The 16,229-nt window shown below is 49.9% G+C and carries 13 protein-coding genes and 2 pseudogenes; 5 read left to right on the forward strand and 10 right to left on the reverse strand.

The window, feature by feature from the left end; genetic code table 11:
* Positions 1–46: 46 nt before the first annotated feature.
* Positions 47–1,270, reverse strand: coding sequence for a zinc metallochaperone GTPase ZigA (gene zigA / locus BJJ97_RS16315; protein ID WP_095994618.1), 1,224 nt, complete (start codon positions 1,268–1,270; stop codon positions 47–49).
* 415 nt (positions 1,271–1,685) lie between these two features.
* On the opposite strand from zigA, the gene BJJ97_RS16320 reads away from it, so the two are divergent.
* Entirely contained in the window at positions 1,686–2,300 is a 615-nt protein-coding gene (locus BJJ97_RS16320; RefSeq protein ID WP_095994619.1) for a hypothetical protein, read from the forward strand.
* A gap of 132 nt (positions 2,301–2,432) precedes the next feature.
* Complete coding sequence (locus tag BJJ97_RS16325; RefSeq protein ID WP_095994620.1) at positions 2,433–3,431, forward strand: HNH endonuclease; 999 nt, start codon at positions 2,433–2,435, stop codon at positions 3,429–3,431.
* A 185-nt stretch (positions 3,432–3,616) separates the two neighbouring features.
* Here the strand turns inward: BJJ97_RS16325 and BJJ97_RS16330 are convergent, their stop codons facing one another.
* The 4 genes and pseudogenes from BJJ97_RS16330 to ascF all read right to left on the reverse strand — a co-directional run bounded on the left by BJJ97_RS16330 (position 3,617) and on the right by ascF (position 8,009).
* Positions 3,617–4,003, reverse strand: a complete 387-nt coding sequence (locus BJJ97_RS16330; RefSeq protein ID WP_095994621.1) for a VOC family protein — start codon at positions 4,001–4,003, stop codon at positions 3,617–3,619.
* A gap of 47 nt (positions 4,004–4,050) precedes the next feature.
* Positions 4,051–4,851 (reverse strand): histidinol-phosphatase, encoded by an 801-nt coding sequence (gene hisN, locus BJJ97_RS16335; protein WP_095994622.1) that lies wholly within the window; start codon positions 4,849–4,851, stop codon positions 4,051–4,053.
* A 233-nt stretch (positions 4,852–5,084) separates the two neighbouring features.
* Positions 5,085–6,514, reverse strand: a pseudogene (locus BJJ97_RS16340) (6-phospho-beta-glucosidase).
* A 34-nt stretch (positions 6,515–6,548) separates the two neighbouring features.
* Positions 6,549–8,009 carry a PTS cellobiose/arbutin/salicin transporter subunit IIBC gene (ascF, locus tag BJJ97_RS16345; protein WP_095994623.1) on the reverse strand — a complete coding sequence of 487 codons (1,461 nt, stop codon included), beginning with the start codon at positions 8,007–8,009 and terminating at the stop codon, positions 6,549–6,551.
* Between the two features lie 485 nt (positions 8,010–8,494).
* Here ascF and BJJ97_RS16355 point away from each other — a divergent pair, with 485 nt between their 5' ends.
* Positions 8,495–9,520: a LacI family DNA-binding transcriptional regulator gene (locus BJJ97_RS16355; RefSeq protein ID WP_095994625.1), complete on the forward strand. Its 1,026-nt coding sequence runs from the start codon at positions 8,495–8,497 to the stop codon at positions 9,518–9,520.
* A gap of 55 nt (positions 9,521–9,575) precedes the next feature.
* Here BJJ97_RS16355 and BJJ97_RS16360 read toward each other — a convergent pair whose 3' ends face one another.
* On the reverse strand, positions 9,576–10,469 hold the full coding sequence (locus BJJ97_RS16360) for a LysR family transcriptional regulator (protein ID WP_095994626.1): 894 nt from the start codon (positions 10,467–10,469) through the stop codon (positions 9,576–9,578).
* A gap of 438 nt (positions 10,470–10,907) precedes the next feature.
* On the opposite strand from BJJ97_RS16360, the gene BJJ97_RS16365 reads away from it, so the two are divergent.
* The gene (locus tag BJJ97_RS16365; RefSeq protein WP_095994627.1) at positions 10,908–11,312 is read left to right on the forward strand and encodes a YybH family protein; all 405 of its coding nucleotides are present in this window, start codon (positions 10,908–10,910) and stop codon (positions 11,310–11,312) included.
* 249 nt (positions 11,313–11,561) lie between these two features.
* Here the strand turns inward: BJJ97_RS16365 and BJJ97_RS16370 are convergent, their stop codons facing one another.
* From BJJ97_RS16370 to BJJ97_RS16385, 4 genes and pseudogenes are all read right to left on the reverse strand, one after another.
* Positions 11,562–12,344 (reverse strand): N-formylglutamate amidohydrolase, encoded by a 783-nt coding sequence (locus BJJ97_RS16370; protein WP_095994628.1) that lies wholly within the window; start codon positions 12,342–12,344, stop codon positions 11,562–11,564.
* 249 nt (positions 12,345–12,593) lie between these two features.
* On the reverse strand, positions 12,594–12,821 hold the full coding sequence (locus BJJ97_RS16375; protein WP_072012457.1) for a hypothetical protein: 228 nt from the start codon (positions 12,819–12,821) through the stop codon (positions 12,594–12,596).
* Between the two features lie 181 nt (positions 12,822–13,002).
* Positions 13,003–13,509 (reverse strand): annotated as a pseudogene (locus tag BJJ97_RS16380) (ClbS/DfsB family four-helix bundle protein).
* Positions 13,510–13,588: 79 nt separating this feature from the next.
* Complete coding sequence (locus BJJ97_RS16385; RefSeq protein WP_095994629.1) at positions 13,589–14,569, reverse strand: LLM class flavin-dependent oxidoreductase; 981 nt, start codon at positions 14,567–14,569, stop codon at positions 13,589–13,591.
* Positions 14,570–14,900: 331 nt separating this feature from the next.
* Here BJJ97_RS16385 and BJJ97_RS16390 point away from each other — a divergent pair, with 331 nt between their 5' ends.
* On the forward strand, positions 14,901–16,097 hold the full coding sequence (locus tag BJJ97_RS16390; protein WP_095994630.1) for a M20 peptidase aminoacylase family protein: 1,197 nt from the start codon (positions 14,901–14,903) through the stop codon (positions 16,095–16,097).
* Positions 16,098–16,229: the final 132 nt, after the last annotated feature.

The raw sequence follows: 16,229 nt of genomic DNA on the forward strand, positions 1-16,229 counted from the left end.
CTTCCCTCTGCCTGAGCAATCAGACCTTTTCTAAATTACCCACACTTTATGACACAAACCAGGGCTCTATCGGGTCTGGATAATCTAGCCACATCGCCAGACCTTCTGTCATTTCTTTGTCCGTCAGCAGTGCAGCCTCCAGACGGGTTCGCAACGCATGTTCATCCATATCGATACCGATAAACACCAGTTCCTGCCGTGCATCACCCACGCCATCCACCCATATGGAACGAATGTAATCAAGCGATTCGCTATCTGTCGGCCACCTTTCTTTTGGTGCGCTGACCCACCATGAACCAGCCAGCCCCTGACGCGCCACGCCGCCTGCCTGAGACCACGATCCCGCATATTCCGGACGGCTTGCCAACCAAAAATAGCCTTTAGATCTGACAACTCCGGTGAGCGAGTTTTCCATGACCTGCGCGAAGCGGGCAGGATGAAACGGCCGACGCGCACGGAAAACAAAACTGGCGATGCCATACTCCTCCGTTTCAGGCGTATGCTCGCCGCGTAGCTCTTTCAACCATCCAGGGGCCTGCGCCGCTTTGTCGAAATCAAACAATCCCGTGTCGAGTACCTCATTCAGCGGCACAGCACCAAATTGTGCATGAAGTATTTTTGCGCCCGGATTCAGCGAACGAATAATCGCAACCAGCTTCTGCTGTTGTGCCGCATCAATAAGGTCGGTTTTGTTGAGGATAATGACATTGCAGAACTCGATCTGGTCGATCAGCAAATCCACGACGCTGCGCTCGTCCCCCTCTCCTAACGATTCTCCGCGTGACTGGATGCTGTCCACCGACGTGTAATCTTTTAAGAAATTATAGCCGTCGACAACGGTCACCATCGTATCCAGCCGAGCGACTTCAGAGAGGCTTTCCCCATCGTCACCCGCAAACGTGAATGTCTCCGCGACCGGAAGCGGTTCCGCGATACCGGTTGATTCAATGACCAACTGATCAAAACGCCCCTCTTTCGCCAGCCGATTAACCTCGAGCAGGAGATCTTCACGCAGCGTGCAACAGATACAGCCGTTACTCATCTCAACCAGCTTTTCGTCCGTCCGTGAAAGCTCAGCGCCACCTTCCCTCACCAGCGCAGCATCAATATTCACTTCTGACATGTCGTTGACGATCACCGCGACGCGGCGGCCAGCGCGATTATTCAGAATATGGTTAAGTAACGTGGTCTTTCCCGCGCCGAGAAAGCCGGATAGTACGGTCACAGGTAGTCTTGCATCTGCTTTCTGTCGAGCTACAACGTCAGCCATATTTCACACTCTCTAATGATTTGCATTTTTACTGTTCTGCTTTGGAATGATTCATCGCCACGAATGTTTCGCTTTTAAGCACCCATCGCGATAATCTCCCTACACACCTATTGTTATGTTATAACATAACAATTAAAGCATGAAAAATCATTGAGGGTTTGATTTTGTCTAATAATATTAAAGTCGGCGGGGTTACCCTGCCAGACACGTTGCTGCGCTGACCAGTAATGCATTGCAGACAGAAGACAACCCGCATCGCACCCGCGTTTTCTTTCTCCCGCCGTTCGAGCTTTCTCCGACTGGACAAGCGAGTTATTCAATTGAAGAATGTCAGAATAGACACAGCAAGTTTTCCGTAGACAGAAATTGATGCGGTTTGTTGTAAAAGCTAAGCCATTTCTTAAGGAGAGCAAAAATGGCAAGAAGTTCAACAAGTAAAAGTCATCAGGTCGTCTCGCCGCTACTTTCACCGCACGAGATCTCGTGTCTTTTACAACCCGTAGCACAGTGTATTTCGGATGAATATCCCTGGGTAAGCAATGATGAACAAGCTATCGAAAAGCATTTTAAAGGGGTTTGTGCGCAGGTCATGCGCCTGACCAACACCAAGTCGAGGATAGAATGGAATCACTACGGTTCTGGATATGCCTCTTTTGTCGACGCTTGGTTTTATAAGAACACACTGGATTTTGACGTCAAACGTCCGCTTTGCCATGGCGAAGAACACACAGGGTTAACCGTTTTATTAAGCCGCTTGTCGCCCTATTTCGTTTTTATGGAGAGCGAGAAAAACTGGCACGCTCACGGTGGTTCTCAGGCGCTTCCTGAACTGGAAATGATCGATAGGCTGGAGACACCCGCCGTTATTGCATTGAGCCAGCAGGTTCAATCAGAACTGGAGAAGTGTGGGCTTGTGCGCGCTTATAAGGAACAATTGACATCGCTGCTGCCCACCGGCACTCGCGTGCCGACGGTGCTCACAGATCGCGGCTTCACACAGTTCGATGCACTGTTCCATTGGGAAGATTGATTACTTAACACAGTGGCAGCGCATTCCAGCTAAGTGTTCTAAAAAATAAATCGACTTATTAACTTGCTGTTCTATTATTCTATATAAGAAAAAGACAACCATGATAGATCGCGAAAAAAGGTCATTAGAACAATGTCATTTAATAATAGGTTTAAACAACAAATTATCACTACTTTAGCTAAACGAGCAGCGAATCATTGCTCCAACCCATCCTGTCGAGCAATAACCAGTGGGCCATCTGCTGACCCAAATGACTCAGTAAATCTTGGAGAGGCTGCGCATATTTATGGCGCACATCAAGGTTCCGCACGTTATGAGTCATCAATGACTTCAATGGAGAGAAGCGCTATATCTAATGCAATATGGCTATGCAGTAACTGTCATAAACTAGTAGATGATGACCCTACTAAATACCCTGCTGGTTTGCTTTTTGAATGGCAGCGCGAGCATGATAACTATATAGCAGAAAAAGTTGGAAAAGTAGCATTTGAAATAAGGAAAAGATATGAAGAGCGCCATCTTAGTGAATTTGGGAAACTGAGTTATCTAGCAGAACGTTTAATATTAGAAAAAGAAGATTATTGGGAGCATCAACTTACAGCTGAAGTCTTACGTTTTGAAATGAATTACTCATTACAACGATGGAAAGCGTTAAAGCAGGGGCTATATATTAAACCAATCATTCGAATTACTGATGATGAATTCATTGAATGGACGTTAGACCGATTTCAAGAAATAACATTAATCACGGAGGCATTTACAAAATTAATTAATTTTGAATTTAAGAAAGCTTGGGGGGAACCCGGCGAGCCGGGCAAGGATACTGAAATAGTATTGATATGCAAATTATATGCAGAAGTATGTAAAAGTGCATTAGAATGGGAGGAAATAATTTATTTTTCACGAGTTAGCGAACTATACTCTGAAATTCATAAATTATTTTTTGGTATTGCTGGAAACATCATCGAACAAGCGGAGAAACTTCCAGCGTTTTTATCAGACATGGTAACTCAAAAACCGACCTCAGGGAGCTTCTCGCTAGATATTACCGTTGAGTTACCTGATGGTTGGAATGAACGCTTTGAGCTTGCCTTAAAAAATATCGGGTCATGCCTGTCCAATGACATATAATTTTCTCTCACAATGTATGAACTTTGGTTTTCAGTATCCTCTCAACGCTCGACAATATTCGCTTATTCCAGATACATCTTAAAGATAGCTAAGTGAAGAAGAGCGTCCAAAAACCAGTTAACGACAACAACCGACTGTTCCTTAACGCAACTAATGATTCGACGAAACTATTGAGTAATAAATTATCAGTCTGAGGTTATCTCAATCAGATTACCATCTGGGTCGCTGACGATCGCTTCGTAAAATCCGTCCCCCGTCATTCGAGGCTGGGCAACCAGAATGCCGCGTTCCGCCGCTTTGCTGGCTAACACTTCCACATCCGCTTTGCTCCCGACCGAAATTGCGACGTGCGCCCAGCCGCAGCCTTCTTTATTGGTTAAGGCTTCAGCCAACACCGGCAGCGTCATCAGCTCAATAGATGCGCCTTCACTCAGTTGAACGAAATGCGATTCAAAACCGGGGCGATTCCGGCTCACATACTTTTCCCCCACCTGAGCGGAGAAGAACTCTTGCCAAAATGCCGCCTGCGCGGCCAGATCGGCCGTCCATAATGCCACGTGTGCCACTTTCATCATGATTCCTTCTTAGCCGTTGTCTTTTGCTGGTTTACAAACAGCGGTTATGACCACGTTCCATTCAGAATGGCTAACACCTGTTGGTGTAGCTCGGGATTACCGGTCGCGACTACCGTGCCGCCCGCTTCCGCTCGTTGTCCGTTGAGATCGGTAATGGTGCCGCCCGCCTGCTCAATAATCGGGATCAGCGCAACAATGTCGTAGGGCTGCAATGCAAACTCCACGCAGATATCAATCTGGCCTGCTGCCAGCATCGCCATCGCGTAACACTCGCCGCCGTAGCGCGTCATGAGCGTGCTTTCTGCTAGATCGGCGAAGCGAACTGTCGGGTGCATCGTCAGCGGTTCAGGGGCGGTGGTGTGAAGAATCGCCTGTTCGAGCGACACGCCTTTGCGCGTGTTTAAGCGTATTTCCCCATGCCGATCGCTGCGCCACGCCTGCGAACCATCGGCCCAGAAGCGCTCCCCGGTAAACGGCTGGCTCATCATCCCCATCACGGCACGTTCATGGTGCAGCAGGCCGATGAGCGTTCCCCACACCGGTAATCCGCATAAGAAAGGCCGGGTTCCATCGACGGGATCCAAGACCCAACGCACCGGACCTTCCCCGCTCAGGCCAAATTCTTCGCCCATAATCGCGTGATCGGGGTAATGACGCGTAATGTGCTCGCGAATGACACGTTCAGCCTCTCGGTCGGCTTCCGTGACCGGATCAAAGCGAAAGCCCTCTTTGGGCTTCGTATCAATTTGGTCTGCGGTAAGGGCACGAAAACGCGGTAACGTTTCCTGACTAGCCAGCGTGGCGAGTTCATGAAAAAAGGCAATATCGGGAAGCGACTGACTCATGGTGTTTACCTTCCTATCACGTTGGCATGACGGCGTTGTTGAACATTGACGATGATAAATCGCAATGCTCACCATGGCTCGATTATGCGTTATGTTGCGTAGTTAATATGCTCGATTATGCACAAATAAGTAAGTCACCACAATTCACGTTCCTCGCATTTTAGGAAAAAAATAACCCCCAGACGTCTCCGTCAGGGGGCTATAGCAGGAATTGTTGAGTAACCTTATTGCTTTTAGCTCAGGTCAGTTCCGTTGCTGGCAATCACCTTCTTATACCAGTAGAACGATTTCTTTTTCTTTCTGGCTAATGTGCCTTCACCTTGGTCGTCGCGATCGACATAGATGAAACCGTAGCGTTTGCTCATTTCACCGGTGGAGGCAGAGACCAGATCGATACAGCCCCATGAGGTATAGCCGATGACCGGAATACCGTCGCCAATGGCGTCCGCCATTGCACTGATGTGCTCGCGCAGGTAGCTGATGCGATAGTCATCATCAATCTCGCCCTGTGCGTTAATCTCGTCCTTCGCGCCCAGCCCGTTTTCGACCAAAAACAGCGGCTTCTGGTAGCGGTCATACATCATGTTCATGGTGATGCGCAGACCCAGCGGATCGATTCCCCAGCCCCATTCACTCGCCTTGATGTGCGGGTTCTTCAGCGATTTAACGATATTCGCCGCGCTGCTATTGTGCTCGTTCATATCCGCCGAGGCACAGCGGGAGGCGTAATAGCTGAAGGACACAAAATCTACCGTGTTCTTGAGAATCTCATCATCGCCCGGCTCTGATGCAATCGTGATGCCCTTCTCTTTAAACAAACGGCCGGTATACGCCGGATAGGTGCCGCGTGCCTGCACGTCGATAAAGAACAGGTTTTCCCGATCTTTATTCAGCGCCGCCCAGACATCTTCCGGTTTGCACGACCACGGATAGAAATTGCCGCCAGCCAGCATGCAGCCAACCTGATTTTCCGGGTTAACCTCATGCGCAATCTTCGTCGCCAGCGCGCTCGCTACCAGTTCATGGTGTGCAGCCTGGTATTTCACCTGCTCCTGATTTTCCCCTTCGGCAAAAGCCAGCCCCGCGCCAGAAAACGGGCTATGCAGCAAAATATTGATTTCATTGAACGTCAGCCAGTATTTCACCAGCCCGTCAAAGGCTTCAAAACAGGTGCGAGCATAGCGGGCGAAGAACTCAACCATTTTCCGGTTACGCCATGAACCGTACTCGGTAACCAGATGCATCGGCACATCGAAATGGCACAGCGTCACCAGCGGCTCGATGTTGTACTTCTTGCACTCGGCAAACACATCGCGATAAAAGGCGATGCCGTCCGCGTTCGGTGTCAGCTCATCGCCATTCGGATAGAGCCGACTCCAGGCGATGGAGGTACGGAACACCGTGAACCCCATTTCCGCCATCAGCGCGATATCTTCTTTATAGCGATGATAGAAATCGATCGCCTGATGGCTGGGATAAAACTCATCCTCACGCAGCGCGAAACGCGGTTCTTGCCCCAGTTTCACCGGCAGACGATTCACGCCGTGGGGAATCATGTCCACCGTCGTCAGCCCTTTACCGCCTTCAAGGTACGCGCCTTCTGCCTGATTGGCCGCAATCGCGCCCCCCATAAGAACCCATTGGGAAATGTTGATGCAGACATACGCTATTCTCCTTTGTACTAATCAGTGCTTAATTTAATTCGTGTTCGCTGCGTGCTGTGGCGCGGAAACTTCATCGCCCTGTACGCGCTTCTCTTCTGATTTTTCTTCGACTGGGATGTCTTCAAAGCCCAGCAGTAAGGTAACGAAGAAGGAAATCACGACGGACAGAAGCATGACACCGAATACCCAAGCAATACTCATCGGGTTGGTCGGATCGAAGAACTGCACGCTGGTAAACAGTCCCGGCGACACCATTGAATGGCTTGCCAACCCGCCGATACCCGCAACGGCACCACAGATAAAACCGGTAATTAAACAGGCGATCAGCGGACGCTTCAGACGCAAAGCCACACCGTACAGCGCCGGTTCAGAGATCCCGGCAACAATGGCCGAGGCCGCCGCCGCCAGCGCCGTCTGGCGCAGTTCCGGGTTTTTGGTGCGCCAGGCAACCGCCAGTGAAGATCCGCCCAGCGACAGGTTCGCACCGATTTCAGACGGCATTACCATGCCTTCTTTGCCAGTTTCAGCGATGGTTTGAATAATAGTCGGGGTAAACACACGGTGCATACCGGTCATCACCAGCAGCGGCCAAATAGCGCCCATGATGGCAACAGACAGCCAGCCCAGATAGTCATGCACGGTGTACACCACCGCAGAAATACCGCTACCGATCCAGATCCCAATCGGGCCGATCAGCATAATGGCAATCGGGGAGGCAATCAGCACGATTAACATCGGCTTCAGGAAGTTTTTGGTCACCGCTGGCGTAATACGGTCTACCCATTTTTCAATGTAAGACAGAATCCAGGTCATACACAGCGCTGGAATCACGGTGTAGGTATACTTCACCGCCGTGACGGTCAGCCCCATAAACACCACCTGCTGACCCTGCGCCGCTTTTGCCATCAGATCGATAAACGTCGGATGAACCAGCACCCCGGCGATAGCAATCGCCAGCGACATATTGGTTTTGAATTTTACCGCCGCAGACGCCGCCACCATGATCGGCAGGAAGAAGAACGCGCCGTCACCAATCACGTTCAGAATCGTTATCGTCGAGGCGCCCTTCTCAAACAGCCCGGTCATGTCGAGGATCATGGCAAGCAGTTTCACCATCGAGCCACCGATAATCGCGGGAATGAGCGGTGACATCGTGCCAATCAACGCATCCAGAATCCCCGCGCCGATGCGTCGCAGCGTAATTTTATTGTTCACTGGTACGGCTTTTTCAGCTTCCACGCCTTCTGGCAGCAGTTTCACCACTTCGGCGTAGGCCTGAGAAACGGTGTTGCCGATGATGACCTGACACTGGTTATCATTTTTCACGACACCCAACACGCCGCTTATCGCCTTCAATTCGGCCACATTCGCCGCATCATTATCTTTCAGCACAAAGCGCAGACGGGTCATACAGTGCGTCACGGCAGCGATGTTATCAGCACCACCGATGGCATCGACGATCGAACGGGATACAGCCGCATAATTCTTTGACATGGATAGACAATCTCTCGTAATCGCGCACGCTACACCCAATTCAACACACCGTTCGAAACGGGAATATCACTTGATGCACGCACATTTATTATTCAATTTCATACAGTTATGAAAGTATTCATGCCGGTATCCCTGCTCCATGCAACGTGATGAAACGCCGATGGGTAACCGGTTCCACATGATAGTGTTTATATATGAATGCGATTTCAATAATTTTGTTATGAATATTTTGCTTATGTGATCGTGATCGTCATGAATAGCGTGTTACTCCCCTCGTCCGCTTCGGTTCTGCACTCATCACCCTGCTACCGGCCCATATCCTAAATAATTCGAGTTTCAGGCAGGCGGCAAGCGAAGGCATCCCGATGAGCTTACTCAAGTAAGTGATTCGGGTGACTAAGCGCAGCCAACGCACATGCAACTTGAAGTATGACGGATATAAAGTGTGTAAAATGACGGGAGTACTCAACGTCTCAGGATGTCCCATGTCGACAATGCAGGAAGTGGCGAAGAAAGCAGGCGTATCGAAAGCGACGGTGTCGCGCGTGCTATCGGGCAAAGGCTATACCAGTGAAGAAACCAAAACGCTGGTCTATCAGGCCATTGAGGAGACGGGATATCGGCCAAATTTACTGGCGCGGAATCTGGCGACCAGCAAATCAGCCTGTATTGGTTTGGTGGTAACCAACACGCTCTATAACGGCAGCTATTTTAACGAACTGCTGTCACAGGCCGCCAAAAAGCTGGAAGACAACGGGCGTCAGCTGATTCTGGTCGATGGCAAACACAGCGCCGATGAAGAACGCGCCGCGATTCAATTCCTGTTGGGGTTACGCTGTGATGCGATCATCATCTATCCCCGTTTTCTCACCGTGGATGAAATGGATGACATCATCGAGAAGCACAAGCAGCCGATCATGGTGGTTAACCGTAAACTGCGTAAACACCAGAGCCACTGCATCTGTTGCGATCACAAAGGTTCCAGCTATAACGCCACGCAGCATCTGATCGCGCGCGGCCATCGAGATATCGCTTTTATCACCGGTTCACTGGATTCGCCGACCGCTATCGAACGCCTTTCCGGCTATAAAGATGCCCTGACAGCGGCCAATATCGCGGTACGGGATGAGTTGATTGTGAAAGGAAAATGGACGCCGCGCAGCGGGTCGCTCGCCATTAACGCCCTGCGCGATAATCAGGTATCGTTCAGTGCCGTTCTCGCCAGCAATGACGATATGGCGATTGGCGCAATAAAAGCGTTGGATGACGCTGGCGTTGCCGTGCCGCACGACGTTTCTGTCGTCGGGTTCGACGACATTCCCACCGCCCCGTTTTTGAAACCGTCGCTCTCCAGCGTCAAAGATCCGGTGAGCGATATGATCAACGAAGTGATTAACCGCCTGATCGCGATGCTGGACGGCGGCTATTTCTCGAAAGAAAATCTGTTCTTGTCGGAGCTACAGGTCAGAGATTCCATTCAGACCGGGCCGCATGGTAATCAGTCCATTTGATAGCCATCCCGATGACAAAAACGGATCACACGCAAATTGCAGAATATATAACAGATTATTTGCGATATCGGAGGGTTTCTACGAGTAAAGAGAACGCAGAAGAGTGGTGTCTGTGATTAGGGTAGTAAAGATGATAACCCGGTATGTCCGGTGTGAATTTATCGAGTACTTGGATAAGTTTTCCGTTGTCAATAAATCCCTGCACCTGATCAAGATGGATATATCCCAGACCGTGGCCATTAAGTACTGCGTTGACCAGTAGCTCAATAGTATTGACGACCAGTTGCCCTTTGCCTTTAACTTTTATTTCATGTCCGTCACTCATAAGGCGCCATCCTATTACTGTGCCAGATGTTGGCAGCCGGAAATTGATGACGTTATGATCGATTAGCTCAGTGGGTATTTTTGGTGCTGGGAATCTTGTCAGATAGGCAGGACTGGCAACGATTGCCATCGGGATGTCTGGACCAATCCGCATAGCAATCATGTCCTTATCGATCTCTCCTCCAAGGCGGATACCAGCATCAAACTGATTGGCCACAACGTCCACCAGTGCATGATCAACGTTGATTTCAATATGAATATCGGGGTTTTCTGGTAGTAGTCTTTCAATGGCGGGCATGAGTATCGTCTTTGCCGCATGTTCCACCGTCGTGAGTCGAATCGTTCCGGAAGGCCGGTCACGCAGCTCACCGAGAGAGCTAATCACAAGGTCGAGGTCATGAAGCATCGGACCAAGCTTCGCAAGCAGGCGCTCCCCAGCCTCTGTTGGCGCGACACTTCGTGTCGTGCGTGCCAGAAGTCGTAGACCTAGGCGTTCCTCAACACGGCGAATTATCTGGCTCAGTGCTGATTGCGCCATCCCCAGACGTAGAGCTGCTTTGGTAAAGCTGCGTTCTTCAGCAACAACTACGAACGCAGTCAGATCTGCAATTTCTTCGCGACGCAAAGCTTCCTCTCCACACCATTTATCATTTAAATGATAAGGCTAAGTATTTTTATACATCTAGTCCACTTAATAAATCACCTTTATATTAAGCGAATGCATTGTTTCCTGGCTCCTCCCAAGTCAAAAATTTAACGAAAATCTTATGAATTATTTAAACGCCCTCTTTGATTCTTTTCCTTTAAAGAATGATATGACGCTCAAAAATCGCGTCGTCATGACGCCGATGACTACCTAGTCGGTAAACCCAGATGGGCCCCTCTCCGATCAGGAGGAAGACACACGAGGCTGCACAGCAGCATAAATTTATCGGATATCGTGTCCAGCGAGTTTTTGGTGACCAACACTCATGGCTGCCAGAATCGGAATTCCGGGGAGATGGTTGCCCGGTTTGTCTTACCTGGACACCGATACCACACGCACACTTAGTGAGGAATAATAATGAATAAGACATTGAATGAAGAACTGGTGAAAATTGAAGCGGCAGCAGTAGCTTATCTGACTGCATTCAATCGCGCCGACATCCCTGCTTTAATCGAAACATATACTAATGATGGTGTGCTTATGGGACCGGGCAGACCAGCGTCAATAGGCAAGGATGAGCTTGAGCTGGCCTATAATAGCGTATTTGAAACAATCGGCTTCAGTATGAAATATGAAATAAAGGAAGTGGAGCAAATCAGCCCCGACTGGGCATTCGTTCGAAGCGCTACCGAGGGAACAGAAACAGACAAAGCAACGGGCATCATCACTCCAGCGGCTTATCAGGAGCTGTTTCTGCTACATAGGCCCGCAGCTGGATCATGGAAGATTGCGCGATACTGCACTACCAAGATAAGTTCATAGAGTATGTTCCAGGACTGACGGTAAGCCGAGTAGCAGGCAAGACAGCAACAGCCTTTTCTATCTCAGTAATATCAGTATGTTAAAGCGTCCGTCTTATGATTTTTCATAAGACGGACGCCCTGTTTATGGAATCACTAAATCTGTGTGTCCGCAATATCTAGTACTCATCAGACAGTCAACACTAGAATATTGGGTCTGAGCTAATACAGATAACCTGATCGACGTGATTCAACCGGGCGTGCTCGACTGTCATTTTACGCTATTGACGTAACGAACCATGCCCTGGAGCAATTGCGCAAACCGATGTGATTCATAATTACCCTCACTTGGCACCATCCAAACGCTGTTAACCTCAAGTTGGATCGTTGGTACACCATGTGCTGAGCCGAACTTTGTGACGGTTTCGTTCTTGGAGGCGGCAAAATAGTTGTTTGAGTAATTGGAAATGCCTTCATTTCGCAATGAGGCGATGAGTTTGGTCACCAGTTCGTCTTTACCCAGCAGAGATTTTCCCTTCATGGTTCCGATATCGACATCATAGGGTCGGTAAGGGTGGCTGCCGTGGATATCAATAATGAGTTTCGGCTTTTGTGATTTTATTAATTCGGCTAGCCTCGCTTTATAATCATTATTATCGTAGTAGTTGGGGTCTGAAGGAGAGGCTTTTGTTGTATAGATGACCGTCGACCCCGTCAGTTTTCCCAACATGATTGCCAGTGCTGCCGTCCCTCCTCCGTCAGAGAAACGATATTTTCCATCCCGAAACGGTTCGGTAGCATGGGGGGCGCTAATGATAATGGGCTCCTGTCCTAAGATGACGTTAAACCATTTTTCCCCCTCTTTCGGTTTAACATCGCTATTTTTATCTGCATCCTTTTGATAGACGATTGCTTCGTTGATCTGTTCAGGCGTGAGCAATGCTTTTTCGAAATGGCTACTGCCCTGATTCAATGAGCATGCCGATGCTGAAAAAACAAACAGTGCAATAACAGTAAATCTTCTTATTAATGCAATATTAAGTAATTTCTTCATCTGTTCTCTCTCATAGAAATATTTGCCATTCCAATGCTCATGGAAACACAAAAGCGACGCAGTTTAGGAAACCGACACGCTAAAAAATATGCGATTAAACCGACTATCCCTAGCGTAATGACTACTATAGAAGAAGATGCTTTTTTAGGAGGGCTTGATGCAAATAAAGTGAAAAAAAGAGGGCAACCTACGCACCGAAACGATCGTTTACAGTACGCGATTGCCCATTTTTATCTGTCTGATACCATCTTAAACGTAAACGTTAAGCTGGTTATTTTCCGTTGGGCGATTAACCCCATCGGCTATCGGTGGCTTAAAGACCGACGCGCTATTATCGTACGTCGTTCGGGTTCGGGTAGACGCGTCCTGATTAGGGTAACCAGACAGCTGCGACGAGCGGGAAATGCCCTGAACATGATCAGGTTTGTCAGGCATGGCGCTATATGACACTGGAGAAACTAGGTTAAGACCAATCATTTTTCTTCCCCCTATTCATCTCATCTGTCAGTAAAACTTATCTTGCTTACTACTGAGTATAGAACAATCAAGCAGGGGGAATATGTAAGGTTTTGTCTGAAAAAACACCGCTAGTGCGCCACTGACGAAGGGAAAGAGAAGACAAACAATCAGCACTATTTTTTTATTTTCTATCAGTGAGTTATGCGTTCTTCTCCCACGTGCGCAGTCGTCCTGCCACATTTTTATAAGGCGAGGCGGTATTGAACTGAATCATCCGACCGCGCGTCCACTTACCGTACCAGCATTCACCGTAAAGCTGTGCATCGGTATAACGTTCAACCAGCGCGATGAGTTCCCGTTTATTCGCGACAAGCAACGCGACCAGTTCAGGCCACTCTGTAATGTGGGCGAAGTCTTGATAGAATTTTTGCGCGAGTAAACCAAGCTGATTCCACTAGTAGCCCGTCTCTGGAAAATCGATAGGATTACCCTGCTCTTCCTGCTGATGCCATTTCAGCACCAGATTGCCCCAGCCCAGCAAATACGCCACCAGATTTGCCGCGCTCATCTGCGTTCCCTGCGCATGTCCTGCCATTTCCGGCGAGAATGCGCGATCGGCGGGAACGGCCTCGATTCGCTTCATTAACAGCGCAAACTGACTGTTGATTGCCTTGATCAAGGCTTCCTTGCTGTCTGGCACCGCCATCATCTCCCCCGACTATTCTTGCTATACAGAATCAGGTTACTGCTCAAATAGCGGCACCGCCTTGTCATCGCTCACGTTTTCAGCGCTGCGCCAGCAGCCGAATCGATGCCTCACGCTCGCGGGGTAACGTCACGGGCGTATGGATGATGAACTCGTCCACGCCAAAACGCTGATGGTAACTTTCCAGACGCTGATGGATGTGCTCTGGCGTACCGTAAAGCACATTGCGCGGCTCCTGTACGATACGGAAATCCGTCGCGCCTGCCTGCCGAACGAAGTTATCAGCCTGTTCCTGACTGCCGACCGTCAGCGGCGGCTTGTTCTCAATGTAAACTTTATAGTTATGCTGCGTGCTGGCCAGCGCCTCCGCATCCTCATGACGTTCGGCGGCAATCACCGACAGCGACAGCAGCGTCTGGGCGTTGGCGGGTTTCAACTCTCGGTAGCTCAAGAGAGATTCCGTCAGCAGCGCTTCACTGGCATTGATGAACCCGGCGAACACAAAACTCCAGCCCAGCGAGGCAGCTAACTGCGCACTCTCCTGACTGGCACCCAGCAGAAAGCGCTGTGGCGAATGTTCAGGTAATGGCGTGGCATTCAGGCGCTCGGCCGTCTCGTCATAACTGTCGAGAAAGCGGTTTAGCTGATGTAGCTTTTCCGTAAAGGCAACCCGCTGCGTTTCACCGATTTCCTGTTGTAGCGCCCGCGTCGCCAGCGGCAGTCCGCCCGGCGCTTTGCCGACCCCCAAATCCACACGCCCGCCCGCCAAAGCGCTGATCACATGAAAATTCTCCGCGACCTTATACGGGCTGTAGTGCTGTAACATCACTCCGCCGGAGCCAATGCGTAGCGTTGTCGTGTGCGCCAACAGCCAGGTGATCAAGACCTCGGGAGACGACCCCGCCAACTCATCGGAATTATGATGCTCGGAAACCCAAAAGCGGTAATAACCGAGCGCTTCTGCCGCTTTCGCCAGCGACACGGTTTGCGCCAACGCCTGCGCCGCACTCATTCCTTCGGCGATAGGGCTTTGATCTAATAAACTGAGCTTATATCCCACGATGTTTCCTTATTTTCAGCGACTATCCGTTAGCGCTATTTATTGCAAAGCTATGCATTTAAAAACCCGTCATTTAAAAAATTCGTTTAAATAAACAGGGCAATAAAAATCAGCCAGTGCAAACGCAGATAAGAAGAATGTTGCATAATAGTGTGAAATATAAATATCAATAATGGGTTTTGTTAGCAGATATTTTAATAACGACGACATGCGCGAAGTCTGAAATACGCCGGGATAAAAAGATATGAAATATAACCAGACGGTATTTATCCATTGAGTGGCTATCAGCTACCTTTATCGTGTTTACGTTTTGTTAAGGAGGTGTATTGATATGGCTGACTCTATCCCCTGTTGTGATATGTCATTCGAGCAGCAGTTAATTAACTGGCGACGGCACTTGCATCAGTACCCAGAACTGTCCAATCAGGAACACCAAACCACCGCGCACATTACCCGCTGGTTACAAGAGAAAGACATCCGCCTGTTACCCCTTGCCTTAACCACAGGCGTCGTTGCCGAGATCGGTCACGGCAGCGGCCCGACGATTGCGTTGCGAGCCGATATTGATGCCCTGCCGATTGAAGAATTGGTCGATGTGCCGTTTCGCTCTCAGCACGCTGGCGTCATGCATGCCTGCGGACACGACTTCCACACCGCTGTGATGCTCGGTGCCGCCTGTTTGCTGAAAAAACGCGAATCTGTCTTACCGGGTAAAATCAGGCTGTTTTTCCAGCCCGCAGAAGAAGTTTCTACCGGTGCTAAACAGCTCATCCGCGCCGGCGCGCTCGCCGATGTCGCCGCCGTTTTCGGCCTGCACAATGCACCTGAACTTCCCGCTGGCACCTTCGCGACACGCAGCGGCCCGTTTTATGCCAACGTGGATCGCTTCGCTATTCACATCACGGGCAAAGGCGCACACGCGGCCAAACCCGAACAGGGCATCGACAGCATCGTCACCGCCTGCAATATCGTCAACGCGCTGCAAACGTTGCCCAGCCGCAGCTTCAGTTCGTTGGAATCGCTGGTCATCAGCGTCACGCGTATTCAGGGCGGCAACACCTGGAACGTCCTGCCGCAAACGGTAGAATTGGAAGGCACGGTACGCACCTACAATGCCGCGATTCGCGCGGAAATACCGGAACGCATTGAACAGTTGATTGGTGGTATTGCCCTTGCGCTGGGCGCAAAAGCGGAGCTGAAATGGTATCCCGGCCCGCCCGCGGTTGTGAACACCAGCGAATGGGCCGATTTCAGCAAGCAAATTGCCCGAGATGCGGGCTATCAGGTAGAAAACGCCGAACTGCAAATGAGCGGCGAGGACTTTGCCCTTTATCTTCAGGACGTGCCGGGCACGTTCGTCAGCATTGGCTCAAACAGCGAATTTGGCTTGCATCATCCTCAGTTCAACCCAGATGAAAGCGCGATTGCGCCAGCCTCACGCTATTTCGCTCAATTGGCGGAGGCCGCACTGCATCGCCTGCATACCACGAAAGTCACCCCACCAAAGGCCGTAATGCCGATCGTTTGACGAGCGAGATACCCGGAGCAACCACGGGGGGAGGCGTCCCTGCGGGAACCTCATCCCCGTGTCTCTCCTAATATCGGACTGACGTAATCAACTCATCACCTCCGCCAGATTGACCTGACGGAGGCGGCAATT

Source organism: Pectobacterium polaris (assembly GCF_002307355.1).
Taxonomy (GTDB): domain Bacteria; phylum Pseudomonadota; class Gammaproteobacteria; order Enterobacterales; family Enterobacteriaceae; genus Pectobacterium; species Pectobacterium polare.

What these genes read in the sequence shown, in the direction of transcription:
- BJJ97_RS16375 (WP_072012457.1), bottom strand. Translation starts at nt 12,821, where the DNA reads ATGATTGGTCTTAACCTAGTTTCTCCAGTGTCATATAGCGCCATGCCT.
- hisN (WP_095994622.1), bottom strand. Translation starts at nt 4,851, where the DNA reads ATGAGTCAGTCGCTTCCCGATATTGCCTTTTTTCATGAACTCGCCACG.
- ascF (WP_095994623.1), bottom strand. Translation starts at nt 8,009, where the DNA reads ATGTCAAAGAATTATGCGGCTGTATCCCGTTCGATCGTCGATGCCATC.
- zigA (WP_095994618.1), bottom strand. Translation starts at nt 1,270, where the DNA reads ATGGCTGACGTTGTAGCTCGACAGAAAGCAGATGCAAGACTACCTGTG.
- BJJ97_RS16365 (WP_095994627.1), top strand. Translation starts at nt 10,908, where the DNA reads ATGAATAAGACATTGAATGAAGAACTGGTGAAAATTGAAGCGGCAGCA.
- BJJ97_RS16330 (WP_095994621.1), bottom strand. Translation starts at nt 4,003, where the DNA reads ATGAAAGTGGCACACGTGGCATTATGGACGGCCGATCTGGCCGCGCAG.
- BJJ97_RS16325 (WP_095994620.1), top strand. Translation starts at nt 2,433, where the DNA reads ATGTCATTTAATAATAGGTTTAAACAACAAATTATCACTACTTTAGCT.
- BJJ97_RS16320 (WP_095994619.1), top strand. Translation starts at nt 1,686, where the DNA reads ATGGCAAGAAGTTCAACAAGTAAAAGTCATCAGGTCGTCTCGCCGCTA.
- BJJ97_RS16370 (WP_095994628.1), bottom strand. Translation starts at nt 12,344, where the DNA reads ATGAAGAAATTACTTAATATTGCATTAATAAGAAGATTTACTGTTATT.
- BJJ97_RS16390 (WP_095994630.1), top strand. Translation starts at nt 14,901, where the DNA reads ATGGCTGACTCTATCCCCTGTTGTGATATGTCATTCGAGCAGCAGTTA.
- BJJ97_RS16355 (WP_095994625.1), top strand. Translation starts at nt 8,495, where the DNA reads ATGTCGACAATGCAGGAAGTGGCGAAGAAAGCAGGCGTATCGAAAGCG.